General features: G+C 58.8%; 15 protein-coding genes. 1 reads left to right on the top strand and 14 read right to left on the bottom strand.

What is annotated here, in order from left to right:
* Nucleotides 1-20: 20 nt before the first annotated feature.
* A complete protein-coding gene (locus tag DQG13_RS02895) occupies nucleotides 21-1,469 on the bottom strand; it encodes an L-fucose/L-arabinose isomerase family protein (RefSeq protein WP_113018070.1) in 1,449 nt (482 codons plus the stop codon).
* 181 nt (nucleotides 1,470-1,650) lie between these two features.
* Between DQG13_RS02895 and DQG13_RS02890 the strand changes: the two genes are divergently transcribed.
* Entirely contained in the window at nucleotides 1,651-2,568 is a 918-nt protein-coding gene (locus DQG13_RS02890) for a helix-turn-helix transcriptional regulator (protein WP_113018068.1), read from the top strand.
* A 207-nt stretch (nucleotides 2,569-2,775) separates the two neighbouring features.
* On the opposite strand, the gene DQG13_RS02885 is transcribed toward DQG13_RS02890, so the two are convergent.
* The 13 genes from DQG13_RS02885 to DQG13_RS02825 form a co-directional block, all read right to left on the bottom strand.
* Nucleotides 2,776-6,522 carry a cobaltochelatase subunit CobN gene (locus tag DQG13_RS02885; RefSeq protein WP_181592537.1) on the bottom strand — a complete coding sequence of 1,249 codons (3,747 nt, stop codon included), beginning with the start codon at nucleotides 6,520-6,522 and terminating at the stop codon, nucleotides 2,776-2,778.
* Nucleotides 6,522-8,462, bottom strand: a complete 1,941-nt coding sequence (locus tag DQG13_RS02880; RefSeq protein ID WP_113018063.1) for a VWA domain-containing protein — start codon at nucleotides 8,460-8,462, stop codon at nucleotides 6,522-6,524. Before DQG13_RS02880 ends, DQG13_RS02885 begins: the two co-directional genes overlap by 1 nt.
* Nucleotides 8,459-9,382, bottom strand: a complete 924-nt coding sequence (locus tag DQG13_RS02875) for a magnesium chelatase ATPase subunit I (protein WP_113018061.1) — start codon at nucleotides 9,380-9,382, stop codon at nucleotides 8,459-8,461. Before DQG13_RS02875 ends, DQG13_RS02880 begins: the two co-directional genes overlap by 4 nt.
* Before the next feature lie 16 nt (nucleotides 9,383-9,398).
* Nucleotides 9,399-10,190, bottom strand: coding sequence for an ABC transporter ATP-binding protein (locus tag DQG13_RS02870; RefSeq protein WP_397333920.1), 792 nt, complete (start codon nucleotides 10,188-10,190; stop codon nucleotides 9,399-9,401).
* Nucleotides 10,187-11,236 (bottom strand): FecCD family ABC transporter permease, encoded by a 1,050-nt coding sequence (locus DQG13_RS02865; RefSeq protein WP_258525421.1) that lies wholly within the window; start codon nucleotides 11,234-11,236, stop codon nucleotides 10,187-10,189. The genes DQG13_RS02870 and DQG13_RS02865 overlap by 4 nt, the downstream gene beginning before the upstream one ends.
* Nucleotide 11,237: 1 nt before the next feature.
* Nucleotides 11,238-12,290 carry an ABC transporter substrate-binding protein gene (locus DQG13_RS02860; protein WP_113018059.1) on the bottom strand — a complete coding sequence of 351 codons (1,053 nt, stop codon included), beginning with the start codon at nucleotides 12,288-12,290 and terminating at the stop codon, nucleotides 11,238-11,240.
* Nucleotides 12,291-13,052: 762 nt separating this feature from the next.
* Complete coding sequence (locus DQG13_RS02855) at nucleotides 13,053-13,955, bottom strand: metal ABC transporter permease (protein WP_113018057.1); 903 nt, start codon at nucleotides 13,953-13,955, stop codon at nucleotides 13,053-13,055.
* On the bottom strand, nucleotides 13,952-14,872 hold the full coding sequence (locus DQG13_RS02850; RefSeq protein ID WP_113018055.1) for a metal ABC transporter permease: 921 nt from the start codon (nucleotides 14,870-14,872) through the stop codon (nucleotides 13,952-13,954). Before DQG13_RS02850 ends, DQG13_RS02855 begins: the two co-directional genes overlap by 4 nt.
* A complete protein-coding gene (locus tag DQG13_RS02845) occupies nucleotides 14,869-15,606 on the bottom strand; it encodes a metal ABC transporter ATP-binding protein (protein ID WP_113018053.1) in 738 nt (245 codons plus the stop codon). The genes DQG13_RS02850 and DQG13_RS02845 overlap by 4 nt, the downstream gene beginning before the upstream one ends.
* 2 nt (nucleotides 15,607-15,608) lie before the next feature.
* Complete coding sequence (locus DQG13_RS02840; protein ID WP_113018051.1) at nucleotides 15,609-16,574, bottom strand: metal ABC transporter solute-binding protein, Zn/Mn family; 966 nt, start codon at nucleotides 16,572-16,574, stop codon at nucleotides 15,609-15,611.
* 262 nt (nucleotides 16,575-16,836) lie between these two features.
* The gene (locus DQG13_RS02835) at nucleotides 16,837-17,961 is read right to left on the bottom strand and encodes a CobW family GTP-binding protein (RefSeq protein WP_113018049.1); all 1,125 of its coding nucleotides are present in this window, start codon (nucleotides 17,959-17,961) and stop codon (nucleotides 16,837-16,839) included.
* A 70-nt stretch (nucleotides 17,962-18,031) separates the two neighbouring features.
* Nucleotides 18,032-19,771, bottom strand: coding sequence for an ABC transporter ATP-binding protein (locus DQG13_RS02830; protein ID WP_113018047.1), 1,740 nt, complete (start codon nucleotides 19,769-19,771; stop codon nucleotides 18,032-18,034).
* Nucleotides 19,768-21,606: an ABC transporter ATP-binding protein gene (locus DQG13_RS02825; protein WP_113018045.1), complete on the bottom strand. Its 1,839-nt coding sequence runs from the start codon at nucleotides 21,604-21,606 to the stop codon at nucleotides 19,768-19,770. The genes DQG13_RS02830 and DQG13_RS02825 overlap by 4 nt, the downstream gene beginning before the upstream one ends.
* Nucleotides 21,607-21,625: the final 19 nt, after the last annotated feature.

The following is a 21,625-nucleotide window of genomic DNA, read 5'->3' as shown; positions in this document are numbered from 1 at the left end:
AGCTCCCTTTGGTTGTTGATTTACGCTTTTACAATAACGCTGTCGATCCCCAATGCCCCAGCCAGCTTTTCCAGCGTTCCGGCATGATGGCCTACTCCCAGGGCAAAATGATGCGTCGGCCCCTCCATCACCCAAGCCTTTACAAAAGCCTTGGTATTGGGCTCGAAGAAGCCCCGGGTATTGGTGTTGCCGGTAGGGGGAATCGGTCCTTTCCTGGAAATGCCCTCTCCGATGACAAATTTGAAGCGGCCGTCGGCTTTTTGCGTGATGCCCAGCATGGTGATGGGACCTTCCTTGATTTTAAATTCCACAGAGGCGCCGCTGCCCGGCTTTCCATGGTACTTGCACAAGCTGCGCAGGACCGGCTTGCCCTCGGCAATGGCAAGATGATGGGGGCCGTCATGCCCCACCAGAATGAAATCCTCCCGGAAGTCAAAGGGATGAAACTCCGCGAAGCTGCCGCCGATGCCCAGGCGGTCCATCATCAGCATGGCCAGACAGGTCTTGATGTCGTATTCGCCGCACATGGGGAAGCCTTGGGCATTGAGCATGGAGTTGCCTGCAATAAAGGAGCCGGTCAGCTTCCGGTGCAGGGAATCCTCCAGCCCTTCATAGTAGTAGGCCAGTCCCGTGAGCCTGTAGGTCTCGATCAGCTTATCCAGCGTGACGGCGGAATGGGCGGCCTGATGCAGGTCGGCCTCCGTCAGCTTGGTGGTCACCGGGTCGCTGACCGGCTCGGGCGTATCGAATTCGGCCAGAATCAGCTTCTTCTTATCGGCAATTTCCTGCTCCGTTACAGTATGGTACAGGCGGATGGCGTCATCCGGTTCCAGCAGGGGCACGTGGACACCGAAGGCCGCCGAGATGGCTGTGGGATCGGCATGCATATCGTACATGGCCTCCAGCACATGGCCCATCAGTCCCATCCGCGCGCCCTTCAGGTCGTGCAGCACCTTGGCAATGCCGCACCACTCCCGAAGCCCGGCAACAGCCTCTTCATCCTCATAGAGGGTTCCGATGATCACATCGGCCACCCGTTTGCCCAGACGGACCGCAACACTGGTGAATTCCGGCACAGAGCAGATGTTGTCATTTTCCAGTTGCATATACGTGCTGGCTCTGGAGTAATCCATCCCCCGGAGCGGCTGCAGAGCAACCAGCACCATGGGAGCATCCAGTCCCCGGATCATGGGAGCGAAGGTGGAGGAGGTGGCATAGGTAACCATGTTGCAAAACACAAGATCCAATCTGTCGCCCTTCATCCGCTCCAATACCTCGTAGCCCTTCTCGCTGCTGTCCACCATGCCGTAATCCACAATCCGGACCCCGTTGCCCTCCAGAATTTCTTTAAGCACCCGGTGATAGCCCATCAGGCTGTCCAGAAGCCCCTCGAACTGGCCCCAATAGGTATCATGCCCGACGGCAAAAAAGCCGATATTGGCCGTTCTCTCCTTCAATCTGTGCAGCATGCCGCTTTCCTCCCTATGTGCAAATAACCAAAATAAACCTGCCCTTATCCATTTGCATCTTGATTATAGTGCAATACGAAAGCTACAATATAGATAGAAAGCAAACCTCAATAGGGAGAAAATAAACTTCACATTAAGGTCAACAAAAAGTTGGACGAAGACCCGGTTGGAGGGGAGTCCCATGTCCGCTGCCGCATTTTCCTTTGAACAGATTGATCCGTTCATCCGTTATCCCCATGTCCACATCCAGCCGCCCGGCTCAATGCTTGCCCCCCGGGCAGCTTATGATTACCGGATGATGTATATCTGCGGGGGAAGCGGAAAAATGATTATACAAGGCATTTCCTATGAAGCCGTTCAAGGCTGCTTCTTCTTATGGAAGCCTGGTGCAGTATACGGGATTGCCGCCGATGAAGGCGGGGAGCTGCGCATTCTCAGTGTGAACTTTGACTTCACCAAAAGCTTCAGCCATATCGGGTATCCTATCCCGCCGGAGGATATCGGAATATTCCAGCCGGACAGGATTACAGAATGCCTTCATTTCTCCGATATGCCGGAGTTAAATGATACTGTGTTTCTACGGAATATGCAGGCCGTTGAACCGCTGCTTCTGGAGATTGTGAGAGAATACACCGTCCGGAAGCGGTTTTTTATGACCAGGATCACGGGCTGCTTTCTCCAGCTGCTGGGGGATATGGCCAGACATATCACCTCCACCTTCGATGATCCGGAGGGAGCAAGCCACAAGGCGGACCTGATTCTGAGCTATATCCGCGAGCATTACAGGGAACCTCTGTCCAATCGGGATATTGCCCGGCATTTCAGCTTCCATCCCGTCTATCTGAACCGGCTGCTGGTGAAGCATACAGGCACCTCCCTTCACCAATATCTGATCCGGTACCGCCTCTCCCTGGCCATAAGCCTGCTCCAGAATTCCGGCACATCGGTGACGGAGGCGGCGTTGGAATCGGGCTTTACGGATGTGAACTACTTTTCCAAGTGCTTCCGCAAAGCGGTGGGGCTGAGTCCCGCCCATTATGCCCGCACCAACCGGCATTCCCGGGAGGCAGCCAAGCCGGAGCCCGGGGAACCGCGGTGAGTTTTGATGAGAAAAACTCTTATCGGAGTATTTCGAGGATGAGCGACCGCGTTTAGCGGAAGTTTTTATCGCCAATCAGAATGTTTACCTTACGCGCTTTAGCGCTGTAAAGAACTTAAACATTCTGATGTGGTAAAAAAGAAGAGACAGGCCGGAAAAACCGGTCCTGTCTCTTTCTCCGAGCACAACTGGATATGCTGTTGTCCATTACCCTGCTTCATTCGCGCCCTCCAGCTCCCCTTCCAGCTCCATATAGCGGCTGCGCAGCTGCTCCAGTTCCTTCTCCGATGCGTCCCAATACCGGCGCTGATGGCTTTCCAGCAAGCTTTCCAGCACCTGATGGTACGCAAAGCGGTTATTTTCCTCCATTTGCCTGCTTCTTTCCTCATCCGCCACATACGCCTGGTGAAGCTCGGAAAACATCCAGGAATCCACCTGACCGGTAGTGGCCGCCAGACCCACCATGTTTCCGAAGCGTTCGGCGATCTTCTGCGCGCCGTGGTACGGATGCTCCAGGAGGCCGTTGATCCACTTGGGATTCAAAAGCCGGGTGCGGAGACCTCTGCCGATGGAAGCCGCAGCGTCTTCCGTGCGCGGGCGCTCCCCGGTGGTATCCGAAATGTAGATATCCGCGTCGGTTCCTTTCAGCATACTGACCGATTTGGCCAAGCCGCCGAAAAATTCATAAAAATGGTCCAGGTCGGTCACCTCATGCTCGTGATCGCTGCGGACCTGGGCGACCAGCTCTACCGAGCCGAGCCGGGAGGCGAACAGCTCTCCTGCCTCGCGTCCCCTGCTGGCTCCGCTGTACACATACTTGAGGCTGTTCAGATACGATTCGCCCAGCTCGGATTCCTGCGTCCAGGCCTTGGTTTCCACCAGCTTGGTCAGATTGGTGCCATACTCCGCCGCGGCAGGCCCGAAGATACGGGCGCAGGCCAGATCCCAGGCCTCCGCCTCTTCATACCCGTCTGCCAGCAGCTTGCGGTACTGCGTCATGGTATGCTCCTTAAACCGGTTCTCCTCTCCCGTCTCATCAAGCCCGGACACCTGACGGAACAAGTCATTCAGCACCTCCAGCAAATTCGGGAACATATCCCGGAAGAACCCGCAGATATTCGCCACCACATTGATCCGGGGCCGGCCCAGCTCCCACAGGGGAATCATCTCGTAAACCGGCTGGTTGAACCGGCTTCTTCCGGCAATTCGGACCCCCATCAGCCGCAGAATCTGGCCGAAGGTTTCCCCTTGGGTGCGGGAGGTTTCCAAGCCCCACATCACCAGCGCTATGGTATCCGGCGTTTTCCCGTGGCGCTCCCGGTATAACTCCACCAGATTGTCGGCAATGGCCGCCCCCCGCCCTGCGGCAGTGTCGCTGGGAACCGACCGGCAATCGAATTGGTAAAGATTGTATCCCGTCGGTAAAATATCCGGATGCCGGATGGCGTCGCCGGCCAGCCGGGCAGGCGAATATTCCCCGTCCAAAAGCCGGATGAGCTGCCCCAGCTCCTGGTTGGAGGAAGCCAGGCGGAAAGCCTCCTGGCCGAACTGCCAGGTTTTGATCCAGACCTCTTGCAGAGCAGCGTCGGCGGCGGAAGCAAACGGCGGAATCTCGCCTGTCTCGGCATATTGATTGACCAACCGGGACACTTGGGCGTCCAAACGCTGCAATTCCGCCGTGTTGTTATCGGCCGACAGCCGTTCATAGTCCAATCCCTCTCCATCGGCTACCAGTCCTTGCAGGGAGCGGACCCCGTGGCGGTCATGGCGCAGGACGAATTTCATATAGGAGGCGGCCTCCTCCTGGTCATAACCTTCCCCCAGGACATGCAGACCTGTGGGAATCAGCGAACGCCGCATCCGGTAAATTTCATCCTCGATATCCTCCGCATCCCCGGCCTCCAGGTGAAGCTCCGCAGCCTTCCGGCTGATCCGCGTCCAGATATCCGGGCATTGGGCGGGATTCAGCTTTTCCGCCTGGCGGTAATCGTTTAAGAGAGCATCCAGCAAGGTGTATTCGCCGTAAAGCTCGCTTTCCACAAAAGGGGGCGACTGGTAGCTCATCAAGACCGCATGGCTGCGGCGCTTGGCCACCATGGCCTCGGCGGGATTGCCCACATAATAATAATACAGATGGGGCAGCTCCCCGGTCAGCTCATCCGGCAGGCAATCGCCGGACATGCCTGCTTCCTTGCCCGCCATAAATTCCAGAGTGCCGTGAGTCCCTACGTGAAGGATGGCGTCCGCCCGGAACTCCTCCTTGATATAATGGTAGAAGGCCTGATATTGATAAGGCGGGAGCACCGTCCGGTCATGGTAGGCCTTTTCGGCCTGCTCATGGATTCCTCTGGCCGGCTGCAGCCCGATGAACACATTGCCGTTCACCAGCCCCGGAATCAGATAGCCGGTTTCGTCGGTCATGATTTCCCCCGGCGCCTCCCCCCATTGCACCGCCATTTCCGTCCGGTACGGCGACGAGCGGAAATACGCCTCACACCGGGCATGGGGATAGCGCAGCATAGCGGCGGAGCGGCCGCCGTCGCTCCATTGGGCAGAATTCACCAATCCCCCCTGCAAAAAAGCCTCCCGCAGCTCTGCCGCCGACATCTCCTTGACCGTGTATCCTTCTTCCTTCAGCTTGGAGAGCAGCCGGGAAACCGATTCGAAGGTATCAATAAAAGAACCTCCGAAAAGATGGGCTTCTCCAGGCGGATAATTGTAGCAAATAATGGAGAGCCGCTTTTCCTGCCGGGACTTCGTTTGCAAAACCAGCCAACGCCGGATTTTGGCTGCCAGCCGGTCCGCCCGCTCTTCGATCAGGGACAGGTTCCGCCACTTGATGTTCAGCTCCTCGTGGAAAACCTCCTCATCCATGGCCGCAATGGGGAACAGCTCAATGGCTCCGTCCAGCTCCGGCAGCATCATCTGCACCAGAAATTCTCCCGGCGACAGCCCCTCGGTCGACTCTTCCCATTCCGTGCGCAGGCGCTTGGACAGGAACACCGGGTGCAGGAGGGGAGCCTTCAGCTCCTCAAGCATTGTCAGAATAGCCGCCGAATCCCCGCCTACCGGGCCTGAGCCAAGACGGAATGGGATAAAATTGACCACCATGCCGACGGCTTTTCCCGCTGGGGCTCCAAACAGCAGCAGCTCCCGCAGTTGGGCCGCATCCACCCCGGTGATGGAGCCGAAGGCAATCGGCAGCACATTGGCGAACCCCTGAATCCGTTCCATGATTCCGGCCACTACAGGATGGAGATCAACCGGGTAGGTGCTGCCCATGAACAAAACGGCTACTGTAGGAGCATCGGGGTTATGAAGTGTCTCGTTCCAGCGGTCCTGCAGCGTTTGGTGGCATTTGCGGGTGGCGGGATCAAACAGGGAGAGCCCGTGAAGAGCCAACGGCTCCTCGGGAAGCGGCCAGCCCGCGCGCTCCCCTTCTCCGCACAGGTGAACCACCTGCAAAAGCAGATTGCGCATATTCTCCAGACCGCCGGACTGCCAGTAGGCCCGCAGCTTCAGCAGCAGCTCATAATCCTTTTGCTGGGCGGGAGAAAGACGGGATGTGGCGGTGGCCTGAGCAGGTGACTGCTGCTGTGCCATGTTCGCTGCCTGTGCCTCCAAATCACGTCCTGTCAGGCTGCCCAGCCGTAGAAGTCTGCCCAATCTTCCGCTGTCGCCGCCTACTGTAACCTGCTGCGCCCCGCTTGCGGGACAATGGTCCAGCAGATGTTTGGCCAGCGCATCCGGCATCCCGTGGGGATCGAGAATCACAAAATCCGCTTCCCGGACCGCTGCCTTCATCTGCTCCAAGGCTGATGGTTCGTAAATCTCCTCGGTATGGTAAAGAGAAAGCTTCAGCTCCCGCTTTTGCTCCGGGTCAAGGGAGGTATAAACAGCGGATAAATTCCGCAGCACATCATACGATGCGGTAAACACAATCAGCTTCATCATCAATCTCCTTTCACCATCTGCCGGATGGCTGCGGCCATTCCGGCCCCGTCCAGCTCCTCCAGGCGGCAATATCCCGCCCCCATGGCCTCCGCCAATTGGGCGGCCTGCTTCAGCCGGACAAAGCCCTGCTCCGTATCGATCACCAGCGCATGCAGTCCACTCTCCCGGAACGCCGCCGCCATTCGCAAGCATTCCTTCAGCAGCTCGGCCGGATTGCCGCCTGCGCTGCCGTCCAAGGCCTGATTGGCCCTGCCGTCGGTCACCAGGACCAGCGCCGGAATCAGCTCCTTGTCCTTGCGCCTGACCCGCTCCAGAATCTCCCACCCCTGCCGGATGGCCATGGCCAATGGCGTTTTTCCGCCGGTGGGCATTTCCTGAAGCAGCTTCATGGCCAGCTCCACGCTCCGGGTCAAAGGCAGAATTTCCTCCGCCGCCCCTGCGCGGAACGCCAAAAGACCGATGCGGTCCCGCTTCTGGTAAGCATCCTGCAAAAGGGACAGCACCGCGCCCTTGACCGCCGCCATCCGCTTCCTGGCGGCCATGGAGCCGCTGGCGTCCACCGCCAGCAGGATGGCTGTGCCGGTGCGGCGCTCCCTGACCTTCTGCCGGAGGTCCTCCGGCAGAATGGCCACACCTGCGCCGGGCCTGCGGCGGCGCACAGCCTGAAACGGCGCCGCCGCCCGGAGCGTGGCGTCCAGCGCAATATCCGCCGCCTGCGCCGCTACGGGCAGGCGGAAGCCCACATACCGCCCCTGCCGGGTGCCCGAGCGGGTCAGATTGCGGCGGCCCGCCCCGCTGCGCAGCTGCCGGTCCCCCGGCTCGAAGGACATGGGGCGGATGGCATAGGGCTGGCCCGCCGCCTCCACCTTCTGCGGGGCTTGCCTGTTCCTGTCGGCGTCAGCCGGGGAAGCCTCCCCCGCGGCCGGCTCACCGGAGCCCGCCCCCGCGGCTCCCGGGGCTTCCGCCGGTTCACCGGCCCCTCCGGCAGAGCGGCCCTGGTCCGACTCCTCTGGGGGCGGAGCAGGTGTCGCCTCCCCCGCCCGGTCCGGCGGGGCTTCCTGCCGCGTTGGCTGCGGCTGCCCGGCGGCTCTCCCCCACGGCTTCACAGCCCATTCCGACACCCGGAGGACGTCCGCTTCCGTACACAACAACCGCCCTTCCCAGGCGGCCAACGCCCTGGCTGCCTCCACAGCGAACAGCTCCCGCCGCTGGCCCTGGCAGCGGGCCTCCGCCGCCAGCTCGGTGGCCAGGCGGATGGCCTCCTCCCGGGGCGCCACCCGGGGCAGCCTCTGCCGGGCTTCGGCGATGCGCAGACGCAAGGCGGCGGAGGCTTCCGCATACTGCTGCACGAATGCGGCCGGGTCCTGCTCAAAGTCCAGCTGCCGCCGGATAATTTCCTTGCGTTCCGCTATATCCTCCACATGGCGCATATTTACATAAAGCCCGAAGATATCGAGAAGTCCGGCGGACAGCTCTCCCTCCTCTGGCTGAACAGCGGCAAACAAACGGAACTTCGCCGGAACGCAAGCCGAAAATCCCTCCCGCTCCAGACGCAGCCAGCCGGATTTGGCCCCCTCCGCAATGGAATGGGCAAATCCGGCGGGAAGCAAATTATAATGGTCCGCCAGAAGCGTCCGCCCATTGGCTTCGGCCAGCAGGCCGGGTTGAAGCCGCCTTTTGCCGGAATGGAGCATTGCCCGCAGGTCGAGGCTGCCCAACAGCCGGTCCTCCGTAACCCCCAGGGGAATCTCCACCGGACCCGTTTCGTCCGCCAGCCGGGCGATTCCCCGGAGCAGCACCGATTTGGCCGTCCCGCTGCCTCCCGACAGCAGCACCCCGCCCAAGCCTTGGTGCACGGCATGAAGCATCAGAGCCAGCTTGGCTTCCTCCTGCCCCACCACTGCCGCAAATGGATAGAAATTGCCCATATTTCCGGTCATGCCAGCTTCAGCCTGCCCAGGGTCTCGCTGATGGCTTCCATCCGGTGATCCGCGGCAGCAAACGGGGTGCGCTTCATCCGGTGGGGCAGCACCATGGCGGCAGCCTCGCTCAGGTGAGAGGCTTCGATTGAGGCTGCGCCTTGGTATGCCGCCAGGGCGGCAGCCGTTTTCACCAGGGTAATATCCGAGCGGTGCCCATCCACCTTCATGGCGATGGAAATCTGCGCCGCCTGGGCCAGAATAGCATCGGAATAGTCCATGGCGGCCAAGCGCCGCCGGGAGGCCTCAATCTGCGCCGTCAGCTCCGCCTGCTCCTCGCGGTAGCACTCCATAAACGCCGCCGGGTCAGCCTCAAAAGCCAGCCGCCGCCGGATCACCTCCATGCGCTGGTTGACCTCCGTCTCGCCGGCCACCTCCACAAACAGGCCAAACCGGTCCAGCAGCTGGGGCCGCAGGTCCCCCTCCTCCGGATTCATCGTCCCCACCAGGATAAAGCGCGACGGATGGGAATGGGAGATGCCTTCCCGCTCCACCGTGTTCACACCTGAAGCCGCCGCATCCAGCAGCACATCCACGATGTGGTCATCCAACAGATTGATCTCATCCACATAGAGAATGTTTCCGTCCGCCTGGGCCAGCAGCCCCGGCTCAAACCGCTTTTCCCCCGCGGCCAGGGCATGCTGGATGTCCAAGGTTCCCACCACCCGGTCCTCGGTGGCGCTGACAGGAAGATTAACCACATCCACACCGGGCAAAAGTTGGGCCGCCGCCCGGACCGCCGTGGACTTGGCCGTTCCCTTCTCTCCTTGGATCAGCACGCCGCCCAGCCTGGGATTGATCAGATTTAGGATCAGCGCCGTTTTCATCCGCTCTTGGCCGACAATGGCACTAAACGGATAGCTCGCTTGTTTGTTTGTCATGAATGTCCTTCTCTCCTCATCCGGTAATTTTGCCCTGAATCCGGCAAAACGGTTTTCCTGAATCTCCATCCTCGTTAACCAGCGCCCTGACCTGAAAAACCTCCTGCAGGAGCTCCGGCGTCATCACCTGCCGCGGCTCTCCCTGGGCATGGATCGCTCCCGCCTTCATCACAATGATTTCGTCGGAAAACTGGCAGGCCTGGTTCATATCGTGCAGCACCATCAGAATGGTCATGCCGTACTCCCGGTTCAGATGCTGAAGCAGCTCCAGCACCTCCATCTGGTGGCAGATGTCCAGATATGTAGTGGGCTCATCCAGCAGCAGCATTTCCGGCCGCTGGGCCAAGGCCATGGCAATCCAGACCCGCTGCCGCTCGCCTCCGCTTAAGGTGGCCACATCCCGTTCCGCCATGGCCGCAACCGAGGTCGCCTCCATCGCCCAGGCTACAATAGTCTGGTCCTCCCGGGTAGGGCGGGGTTGGCCCAAGGAGCGGTAGGGCGTCCGTCCGTACCCCACCAGATCCTTCACCTTCATCTCCACCTTCTCCTGGCCCTGGGCCAGAAAAGACAGCTTCCGGGCCGCCTCCTTGGGCGGAGTCCGGAACAGATTTTTCCCCTCCAGCAGCACCTGCCCCCGGTCGGGCTTCAGCTGCCGGGAGAGGGCCCGCAGCAGGGTGCTTTTGCCGCAGCCGTTGGGCCCGATAATGCTGTACACCTTGCCCTTGGGCAGGTACAGGGACATTCCGTTGACGATTGCCCGGCCGTTGCCGTATACAAGCCGCAAATCCGCAGTTTCCAGCATGCTCACATGGTTTGCCTCCTTAATAAATACAGAAAAAACGGCGCCCCGACAGCTCCCATAATGATGCCCACCGGCAGCTCCATAGGCGCCCAGAGCAGTCTGGCCAGCGTATCGCAGAAGGTGACCACGGCAGCCCCCAACAAGGCCGAGGCAGGCAGCAGCAAGCGGTAGTCGTTGCCGATCACCAGCCTGGTGGCGTGGGGAACGATCAAGCCCACAAAGCCCAACAGCCCCGCCACACTTACAGAGCTTGCCGCAAGCAGGGTGGCGACTGCCGTCATGGACAGGCGGACCCATTCCACACGGACGCCCAGATTGCGGGCGGCCGCATCACCCAGCATCAGCAGATTCATCCGCCCGGCCCCTATTCCGGCCAGAAGCAGGCCCGCTACGGCATAAGGGGCAATAATCTGGACGTGGGGCCAGCTTTTGGCGGACAAGCCCCCTACCATAAAGATCAGCGCGCCGTGAACCCGGTCACTGTAAAAAATCATCAGCCCCGAAATTCCCGCCCCCAAAAAAGCGGACACCGCCGCCCCGGCCAGCACGATCCGGACGGGATGAATCCCGTCCTTCCAGGCCAACAGGTAAATCAGGACAGCGGCCAGGGTGGCTCCCGCAAATGCAGCCAGCGGAAGCAAATATTCAAGCTCCTGGAATACGATCAGGATCAGAATGCTGAACAGCCCCGCGCCGCTGGATACCCCGATAATCTGCGGGTCGGCCAAGGGATTGCGCATTACTCCCTGCAGCAATGCTCCCGAAACGGCAAGGCTGGCGCCCACAAGCGCTCCAACAATGGCCCGGGGAATCCGGATATTCCACACGATGGCCCGGAAGGGCCCTTCATAGGAGGCGTCCAGGATGTACCGGCTGATGTCCCCCAACGGAACCTTGACGGCGCCACTGTAGATGCTGAACAGGACGGAGGCGATGACGGAGCAGGCGAGTACGGCCAGCACGAGCAGCCCCCACGCCGGTCTGTCCCGCAGCGGAACGGCTTCCGCTGACCGCACGGTTTTATCCGGTTTGTTTTCCAATGCCATGCCCATATTACTGCGCCTTGCCTGCAGCCTGCGGCTCTCCGAAGCTGGCGGGATACACGTATTGCCCCAGATACGTCATGGACTCATCGTATTTCAGCCCCGGATTGGTCAAGAACAGGTCGGAGGGCATGACAATCACCTTTTTCTCCTTGACGGCCTTCAGTGAGGACCAGGCAGGGTTGCTCTCCATTTCGGTTTTGATTTTCTTCTCCCCCGCCTCCTTGCTGCCGTGGATAATGAGGAAGATATAATCGGGGTTTTTCTCGATCAGCTTCTCCAGACTGTAGGGCAGCGTGCTGGCGTCCGGCTTATCTGTAGGCAGACTCTCCGCCACATTGACCAGATTCATCTTTTGGGCAATCTCCAGCCCGGCCATGTCCGTCCGCTGAATGGAAACAACGCCGGGGGTCACATTCAAATTGACAAAGGTGGGCTTCTCGGCGGGAAGCTTCTTCAGCACCTGCTCCACCCGGCTGTCCAGCTCAGCAAGCGCCTTCTTGGCTTCCGCTTCCTTGCCGATGATCTGCCCCAGCAGCTCGGTTTTGGCATGAACGTCCTCCAGCGAGCCCAGCTTGAGGAAGGCAACGGGAATGCCGCTGGCGGTCAACGTTTGTTCAAAATCCTTGTGAAACACAGGCTGTCCGATTACCAGGTCCGGCTTCAAGGCCAACACCTGCTCCAAACTCACCTGCCTCATCTGTCCTACGGCCGGAACACCCTCCGCTCCTTTGGGCGGTGTTATGCCATCAGCCTCTGCCCGTCCCGCCGCTGTTCCGCCGATGGCATACATCAGCTCCAGCATCTCGGGCGACAGCACCACAATCCGCTCGGGCTTTTTCTCCAGCACCACCGTGCGCTTCAGGTCATCCACCAGCGTAAGCTTGGCCGCCGCCTGGGGAGATGGCGATTGAACGGCAGCGGACGGGGATGCCTTCGCTGATGAATCCGTTGCTGTATTTGGCGATGCCCCTTGTGTTGCATCACTTTGTGCCGCACATCCTGCCAGCGCGGCTCCAATCACTAGGCTGATGGATAGAACTGCAATCCGCTTTTTCTTCATAAACAATCCTGCCTCCGGTTTCTCTCTTGTATTATCGTAATTATTACTATTATAATTCTCTTATAACTGTAAATATTACTATTTAATTTGTCAATATAAAATTGCATCCTTTGCTGAATAAACCTCCCGGATTTCCGGGAATAGGGCTGGTCAATAGGGACAAGCTGGCTTGGGAGCACGAGGGCGGGAAGTCAGGAGCGAACAGGAGAAATTAAGAACAAACAGGAGAAGTCAAGAGCGGCAGAAGGAGGGACCCAGAACAAACAAGAGAAATCAAGAGTGAGCAGGAGAAATTAAGAACAAACAGAAGAAACCAAGAACGGGCAGGAGAAATCCGGACGAACGGAGTTTCCAGAGAAAGAACCTTATCGTGTAAGCGCCAACAAATATTCGCTATTTCAGAAATCAGACCAATTTTCTCTAAATAGCATACCTAAAATGTATGTTATTGCTCCATTTTTCACCTAAAACGTCCTGAATCAGGAGCTTAGCATACAAAACATGTTCGCTATTCCGCAAAAAACCGCGTCGTTTCCTCAATAGCGCTCATTTGTTGTACGCTATCATTTGCAGCGATAATCATGCTGCGATGCTGCGATAATCATCCGGCGGCAGTCAAACTCCTCCACCAGCTACCTTCCCTGAAATCACTTTATGGCGATCAGAGAGAGGCCTTTTACTCTACCATCCCCTCCCCATGTCCTGGCGGCACAAAAAAACGTCCCTCTTCAGTTGCGAAGAGGAACGGTTCGGCATGTTTTTCTATTGCCCGCCGCCGGAAGCAGAAACAAATTCGGCATCCGTCTTTGGCCGGAGCAAGCGGGAGATCACCCCATGCCTGGGCGAGAGCAGGAAGCTGGCCAGGAACAATAGCCCGGTGGCAAACGCCATGGAGCCGGAGATGGAGGTGTCCAGCCAGACGGCCAGATAATACCCGGCCACGGCGGAGATCACCCCAAAGGCGCCGCTCAGGACCATCATCACGGACAAGCGGTTGGTCCAGAGATAGGCCGCAGAGGCCGGCGTAACCAGCATGGCCACCACCATGATGGCCCCTACGGCGTCGAAGGAAGCAACCGTCGTGACAGACACCAGCGACATAAACACATAATGCATGGCCATCACCGGCAATCCCAGACTGGCTGCCAGGGCAGGATCGAAGGAGGTCAGCTTCCATTCCTTAAAAAAGAGGACGATTACCGCCGCCACCACTGCCAGCACCGCCGAAAGCATCACCACCGCCTCCGGCAGGGCACCCACCCCGGGAAGCTCCACCGTCTCCCAGGGGATGAAGGTGATTTCCCCCATCAGCGCATGCTTTACATCCAAATGGGCGTTCCCCACCCCGGTGGCAATCAGCACCACCCCCAGAGCAAACATGGTGGTAAACACAATCCCGATGGAGGCCTCCTGCTGCACGCCTCTGCCATGAAACCACTGCACCAGCACCGCCGTCACAAGACCCGCCACCACCGATCCGATAAGCATATGGATGCCGCTAAGCTCCCGGGTGATCAGAAACGCGGTTACAATGCCCAGCAATACCGTATGGCTGATGGCATCGGCCATCATCGCCATTCTGCGGAGGATCAGCAGCACGCCGATAAAGCCGCAGGATAACCCCACAAGGGAAGCGGTCAGAATAATCCAGCCGCTGTAGCTCATGATCCCATCCCCTCCTTCAGCGCATGGGGCTCGGCCGTCTCCCGGACCAGCCGTCTCCGCTGGCTCCGCTGCTCCAGATACAAAACCAGCAGCCCCTTGCGGTACCCAAAAACCAGCGAGACCATAAACAGGCCGGAGGCCACCAGCACAATGAACGGTCCTGTAGGCCAGCCCTTTCCCATGGTGCTGATAAGGGTGCCCAGCATCCCAGCCCCGCCGCCAAGCCCTCCCGCCAGCACCACCATCCGGCCGAAGGAATGAGTCCAATAGCGTGCGCTTACCGGCGGAATAATCAGCAGCGCCGACATGAGAATGACGCCCACGGATTGAATCCCAATGACGATGACCAGCACCAGCACCGCCATATACAGGCTGTTCATCCACCGCCCGGACAGCCCCAGCCCTTGGCCGAAGGCCCCGTCGAACAAAAACAGCTTCCATTCCTTAAACCCGGCGGCAGCCACCAGAATGACAAGCAGCGCCAAGGCCGTCATGGTCCACACATCCTGCTTCACCATGGAAGCGGCTTGACCGAAGATGAAGCTGTCCAGCCCGCTTTGGTTGCCGCTGGCCGAGCGGCTGGCGAAGGTAACCAGCATGATGCCCAAGCCGAAGAATACGGATAACACAATGCCCATGGCCGCATCCTCCTTCACCCTGGAGCTGGTGCGTATCCAGTGGATAAGGGCCGCTCCCAGCAGCGCGCTGACGGCAGCCCCGCCGATCATGGCAGGCAGGCTTTTGACGCCAACCGCCAAAAACCCCACCGCCACACCGGGCAGCGCCGCATGGGACAAGGCGTCGCTCATGAGGCTTTGCCGCTTCCAATAGGCGAAGCAGCCGATAATGCCTGCGGCAATGCCGAGAATCAGGGTGCTGAGCAGCACCCATTGCGCATTATGCGAAAGCTGCATCATCCCGACCTCGCCCCCATCCAGCGCAGAATGCCTCCATAAGTGTCGGAGATCCTTTCCTTGGTAAAAACCTCTCCGGTAGGGCCATGGGCCACAACCGAACGGTTCAACAGAAGCAGGTGGTCGAAGTAATCCTCCACCGTCTGCAGATCATGATGCACCACCAGCACTGTTTTCCCCTTTTCCTTCAACGTCTTCAAGGTCTGCATAATGGCCCGCTCCGTTGCCGCATCCACACCTGCCAGCGGTTCATCCAGGAAATACAGCTCCGCCTCCTGAGCCAGCGCCCTGGCCAGAAACACCCGCTGCTGCTGGCCTCCGGACAGCTGGCTGATCTGGCGTCCGGCGTAATCCGCCATACCCATCTCCTCCAGCGCCGCCAGAGCCTTTTCCCGGTGCTGCCGCTTGGGCCATTTCAGCCAGCCAATCCGGCCGTACAGCCCCATCATCACCACATCCAGCGCATCCGTGGGAAAATCCCAGTCCACCGATCCCCGTTGGGGCACGTAGCCGATACGCGATTTGACCTGACTGTACGCGGAACCAAAAAAGGATACCTCTCCCGCAAGCCGGGGGTGGAGATTCAGCATCACCTTCAAGAGCGTGGACTTCCCCGCTCCGTTGGGTCCCACAATGCCGGTCATCGTGCCGGGACGCACCTCAAAATCCACTGTGTCCAGCACCTTGTTGCGATGGTAGGACGCGCTTAACCCCTTGACACTGAGTACCGGAAGCACCGCTACTCCCCCTTCCCGCTTAAAGCCTTGTAAATGGTATCCACATTATGCCGGTACATGCCGATGTAGGTTCCCTCCGGGGTTCCTGCCGCTCCCATAGCATCGGAAAACAGCTCTCCACCCTGCTTCACATCCAGTCCTTTTTTCTTGGCCCCTTCAATCACCGCCTGGATAGATGCCGGGTTGATGCTGCTTTCCACGAATACGGCCGGAACCTTATAGTTCGTCAACAGCTTCACCGTATCCTCAATATCCGTCAGCCCTACCTCATCCTCGGTGCTCAAGCCCTGAAGGCCGATGACCTCCAGCCCCAGCATCCGGCCGAAGTAGCCGAAGGCATCGTGGGCGGTAATCAGCACCCGTTTGTCCTTGGGAATCTCCCCCAGCTTCGTGACGGACTCCTTCTTCAGCGCATCCAGCTCGGCAAAATATTTCATCTTGTTGGCCTCGAAATAGTCTGCATGTTCACCGGCGTGCTCCTTCAGCTTCTCCGTGGCAGCGGCAAGCCCCTGCTTCCACAGCTCAATGTCGAACCAGATATGGGGGTCGGTATTGCCCTCCTCATCCTTGAGCAGCTGATCCTTGGGCAAGGTCTCCCCGATTCCCAGCGTCGGCTTCTTCTTGCCTATTTCCTCGAACACCCGGACCATATTGGCCTCCAGATGCAGGCCGCTGTAGAAGATCATATCGCTGTTCTCCAGCTTGCCGATATCCCCTTGGGTGGCATTGTACAGATGGGGATCGACCCCTGGACCCATCAGGCTTTGCACACTAACCTTGTCGCCGCCGATAACCGACAGAGGCTCGGCGATCTGCGCTATGGTAGTGACAATCCGGATTTTCTTCCCGTCCTCTGCCGCTCCGTCCGCGTTGCTCCCTGCGCCCCCGCAGGCCGTCATTACCGTGATCGCAGCCGCCACCGCCGCCACTCCCCAAAATTTGCGCAAGCTGTTAAAGCAGGTTCTCATCGTTCCATCCTCCTGTTTCCTTTGGTTAATAGTTTTTCCTTAAGGCAAATTATATTCTTTTATACAACATAATTTCTCCGGGGTTGTTTTGTCAAGTGAAATGAAAAACATTCTCAATTTATTTTTTGGGGAGGCAGGCAAAATAAAAGCTCCTCTCTGCCGCATTTCCGGCAAAAAGGAGCCTGATTCCCGCTTTTATACAACGCCTGAACAGCCCACCGCGCCTGCCGCTAACGAACCCGGCCTGCTTCTCTTTCCATGGTCAATTGCCGGATAAGGAGGAAGGCCGCCTTGCGGCCTTCTGCTTTCCCCCGGCAGGGCGCGCGGCTGCCCGGACGGCAGGAGGCAGCAGCCCCTCCAGCTGGTTGACCATTTCCTGCATTTTGGTCCGGGATATGCCCTCTCCCATCAGGACAAGCACATCATCCAGCTTTCTTGTGCTCTGAATGTCGACGAAGGAGATTTCCCGGAACGCGTATTGGAACAGCTGCTGCTTGCTTTCGCCTTCAAACGTAACGATGCCCTTGGCCCGGTATACCTGAGACGAAAGGGCGGCTATAAACCGCATGAATTTCGCTTCATTGACAGGGCCGCGAAGCCGCCGGGTAAACACCGTAACATGGTCGTGGAGAGGCTTGCCGGGAGGCGGCCCCTCCTCCGCGGACGGGATACTTTGGCTTTCCTCCCGCCCTTCCGCCGTATGCCTCCGGGTGCCTGAGCCTGTGTTCCCCGCCCCGGAGTCCCCTTCGTCAAACCCCAGCAAGGCTCCCACATCCACCCGGGAATATTGGGCAGTAAAGATGCGCGCCCTGCGGTTCCATTGGGCAAGCTGCTCCTCCGCCTGCCGCAGCGCCCCGGCTTCAAGCAGATCCGTTCTGTTCAAGATCAATGTGTCCGACGCATTCACCTGATCCAGGAGAAGCGCCAGGGTTTCCGGCGAGGCGCCCGCTTCCTCCCCTCCGGTCATGGCAACAAAGAAGTCGGCCGCCACTACAGTCACAACGGATCTCAGCTCCGTATTCAGGACAAGGGAGGTGTCGGTGAGGGCCTCCACGATTTCCGACGGGTGGGCGAGGCCGGTGGCCTCCACAATGATTCCATCCGGATCATATTGCTCCACAAGCAGCTTCACCGACGCAGAAAGCTCGCCGCGGACGCTGCAGCAGATGCAGCCGTCCATAATTTCCGCCATGGGCACATCCCCGGGCATTTGGACACCGTCCAGGCTTACCTCCCCGATCTCATTCATCAGCACCGCCGGTGTAAGCCCCCGCTGCTTCATATCTTCAAGAATACGAAGCAATAACGTCGTTTTACCGCTGCCCAAAAAACCCGACAGCACAATAATCGGCACCTGCTTCACGCCAGCTCCCGCTTGCTCCTTCATGGTTCCTTCTCTCCCTTCCCGATTCGATTTCCATTGCTTCAGCCGCCGATTGCTTCCGCCATACCGCGGCTTATTTCACCCGCCAGCCCTCCATATCCTGCTGCAGGCTCCACAGATGGGCATACAGCCCGTCTTCTTCCAGCAGCTCCTCATGGGTTCCCTGCTCCACCAATTGCCCTTGATCCAATACGAGAATCTTGTCCGCATTCTGAATGGTCTTCAGCCGGTGGGCAATGAGAATCACGGTTTTATCCGCGACCAGGGCGTTGATGGCCTGCTGGACAGCAGACTCATTCTCCGGGTCCAGTGAGGCGGTGGCTTCATCCAGCAGCACAATGGAGGCGTCCTTGAGCAAAGCCCGGGCAATGGAGATGCGCTGCTTCTCTCCTCCCGACAGGGTGGACCCGCCCTCTCCCACCGGAGTGTCGTAGCCTTGCGGAAGCTGGCTGATAAACTCGTGGCAGCACGCCTTTTTCGCCGCCGCTTCGATTTCCTCCTGGGTGGCGTCCATTTTTCCGATGCGGATATTGTTGGCGATGGTATCCTGGAACAGATAGACATCCTGGAATACCATGGAGATGTCCTTCATCAGCAGCTCGGGATCGGCCTCCCCAATCCGCTGGCCCCCGATCAGAATCGAACCCTCCTGGATATCCCAAAAACGGGCAATCAGGCGGGTTACCGTGCTTTTTCCGCTGCCTGAGGGCCCCACCAATGCGGCAATCGTGTTGGGCGCCACGGTAAAGGACAGACCTTTAAGCACCGGCTTGCCGGCATCGTAGCCGAAGGTCACACCGTCGAAGACAATGCTCTGCCGGGGCATTACGGGCTTGGCGCCTTGCAGCGGCTCCTCCTGCTGCACGTCCATAATCCGCTGGGCGCTGAAGGCGGAGTAGCGCATCTCCCCGTAGTTCGTCAGCACAACCGTCAGGGGATCGAATACCTTGGTGCCCACCAGAAGGAACAGGAGAAATACGGGAAGGGTGAGATTGCCCCCAGCCAGGAGATAGCTTCCCGTAAAAATCATCAGCGTCATGCCGGAGCGGGCCAAAAGCATCGCTCCCATAATCAACGGGCCCATAATCCCTTCCAGGCGGATGGATTCCCGCATCAGGCGGTCGAAGGATGCCCGGAGCCGCAGGAATCTGGCCCCGCCTACGTTGTGGGCTTTAATCTCGCGGATTCCCGAGAGATACTCCTGCAGCCGGCTGGCGGCCTCATTTTTTGCCTGCACATGCTTTTCACTCAGATTGGCCTGAATGGAATCCGTCAGCCACAGCAGCGCCGCTCCAAGGGGAATGGCGGCGAACATCGCCAGCGCCATCCGCCAGTCGAGAACAGCCAGCCCGCAGAAGGCCAGCACCGGCAGCACAACCCCGCTGATCAATTGGGGCACATTATGGGAGATGGTCTGCTCCACCTGCCCGTAGTCGCTGAGGAGCAGATTGGTGATGTCCCCCGGGTCCCGCTTGCCGAAAAAGCCCAGGGACAACCGGCGGATATGCTCCGCCAGCTTCAGCCGCCCGGAGGCGGCCAGGCTGTATGCGACCTTGTACGTTTTGTCATACAAGGAGGCGTATGCGGCGTATTCCACCCCAAGCCACAGCACCAGGACAAGGCTGACTCCCCACATGCGGCCAAGCTGAAGCCCCCGCTCCGGTTCGGCAAAGGATAGGTAAAGGGTGTTGAAAATATCCACCAACAGCGCCGCGGGCAGCACCTTGGCAATGCCGTCCAGAATGGCGGCCAAGCCCGAGGACCACAGACTGCGGATATCTCCCCCGGAAATATTGTAAAAGTATCGGTTCATCCACGGTTTCCTCCTTCCGCCGAAGCCGCCTGCGCCGGGCGCTTCCGGTCTCCCAGCCGCCAGGAGGCGGCGCTCATATGGGCCTGCCACATCTGCTCGTAGATACCCTTGGCAAGACGCAATTGCTCATGGGTTCCCCGCTCCGCAATACGGCCCTGCTTGACTACAAGAATCTGCTCCGCCGCCTGAATGGTGGAGAGGCGGTGGGCGATAATCAGCACCGTCTTTCCCTTGACCAGCTCCGCCAGCCCTTGCTGGATCTTCCGTTCATTATCCGCGTCGGCATAGGCTGTGGCTTCATCCAGCACAAGAATCGGGGCGTTCTTCAGCACCGCCCGGGCAATGGCAATGCGCTGGGCTTCCCCTCCCGACAAGGAGGTACCGCCTTCGCCGATTTTCGTGGCATAACCCTGCTCCAGCCTCTCAATAAATTCATGGCAGCAGGCGGTCTTGGCGGCGGCGATGACCTCTGCCTTGGAGGCCGCCGTGTTGCCCATGCGGATGTTCTCTTCGATGGTATCGTAGAACAGATGTACATCCTGGAAAACAAAGGAGACCATTTCCATCAGCGCTTCTGTCCCAATTTCCTGGATGGGTATGCCTCCAATGGTAATGCTGCCCTCCTGCACATCCCAGAACCGCAGAAGCAAATTGGCAATGGTGGATTTCCCGCCGCCTGAGGGCCCCACCAGCGCCGTCATCTGACCGGCGGGAGCCGTAAACCCCACATGCTCCAGCACCGGCTTGAAGTCCTTGCTCTCCCGCTTCTCGTAGGCAAAGGACACATCCCTGAACTCAATGTCGTAGAAAGCGGGAACGCGGGGAGCCGGAGGCTCCGTTGTCGCCGGTTCGGCCAGTACGGCCTGAATCCGCTTGTTGCCCTCCACAATTTCCCGTAATCCCCCGCCCAAGTACATCAGCTTCAGCAGGGGCGCAGACAGGCTGGGCACCACCAGCAGAAAGAGAATAAAGGTAATGGCGAAGGCCTGCCCCTGCGATCCCCCCCTGATGGCCAGCAGGCCAACGGGAACAATAAATACAAACAGAGAGCTGATGATGACAAAAAACAGGCTGTAGGAGGTTTTGCACAGGTTGGTGATGCCCAGCGAAATATCCCGGTAGCGGGTCACCGCCTTCTTGAAGGTCAGGAAGGACTCTGCGGTTATGCCGAAGATTTTTACGGCAGGCATTCCCCTGACATATTCCACCCCGGTGGCATTCATCTCCTCCACCGCGTACTGAAATTCCCGGTAAGCCTTGCGCCCGTCCTCGCTGGCATACACCCGGGCCTGAAGCCAGAAGCCCAGCACTACCGGAACCAGAGTCGCCAGGGCCAGCCGCCAGTCCAGATAGAACAGATACCCCAGCAATACCAGCGGAATCACCACGGCGCTCACCATATCGGGAAGCTGGTGGGCAATGAATTTCTCGATTTTTTCCACGCTGGTCTCGATAATCTTCTTCAGCTCGCCGGTTGCCGTTTTGGTATGGTAGCCCATGGGGATCTTCGCCACATGCTCCGCCAGCTTCATCCTAAGCTCATACAGAATGCGGAATGCGGCAATGTGGGAGCACATGCCGCCGACATACAGCATCACAAGCGACAGAATCAGCGTTCCCAGAGCGGCGATGCCCCAGAATGTAACCAGCCCCTTATCCACACCCGCATAATCCCCGGCATGGCGGAACAGCTCCTCCACAATTTTGTACACGGCCACAAAAGGCGCGACTTGCAGCAGACTGGCCAAGGCAGAGAAAATCCCTGCCGCAATCAGCAATCCCTTCTTCCCGCCGGCAATCTCCAGCAAGGCGGACAATTCCGAATTGGCTTTCATCTCAACCCGTCCTCCTACA

Source organism: Paenibacillus sp. YN15 (genome assembly GCF_003285005.1).
GTDB lineage: Bacteria > Bacillota > Bacilli > Paenibacillales > NBRC-103111 > Paenibacillus_AR.
Note: the sequence above shows the minus strand (reverse complement) of the source record. Positions and strands in the feature narration are given on the sequence as shown.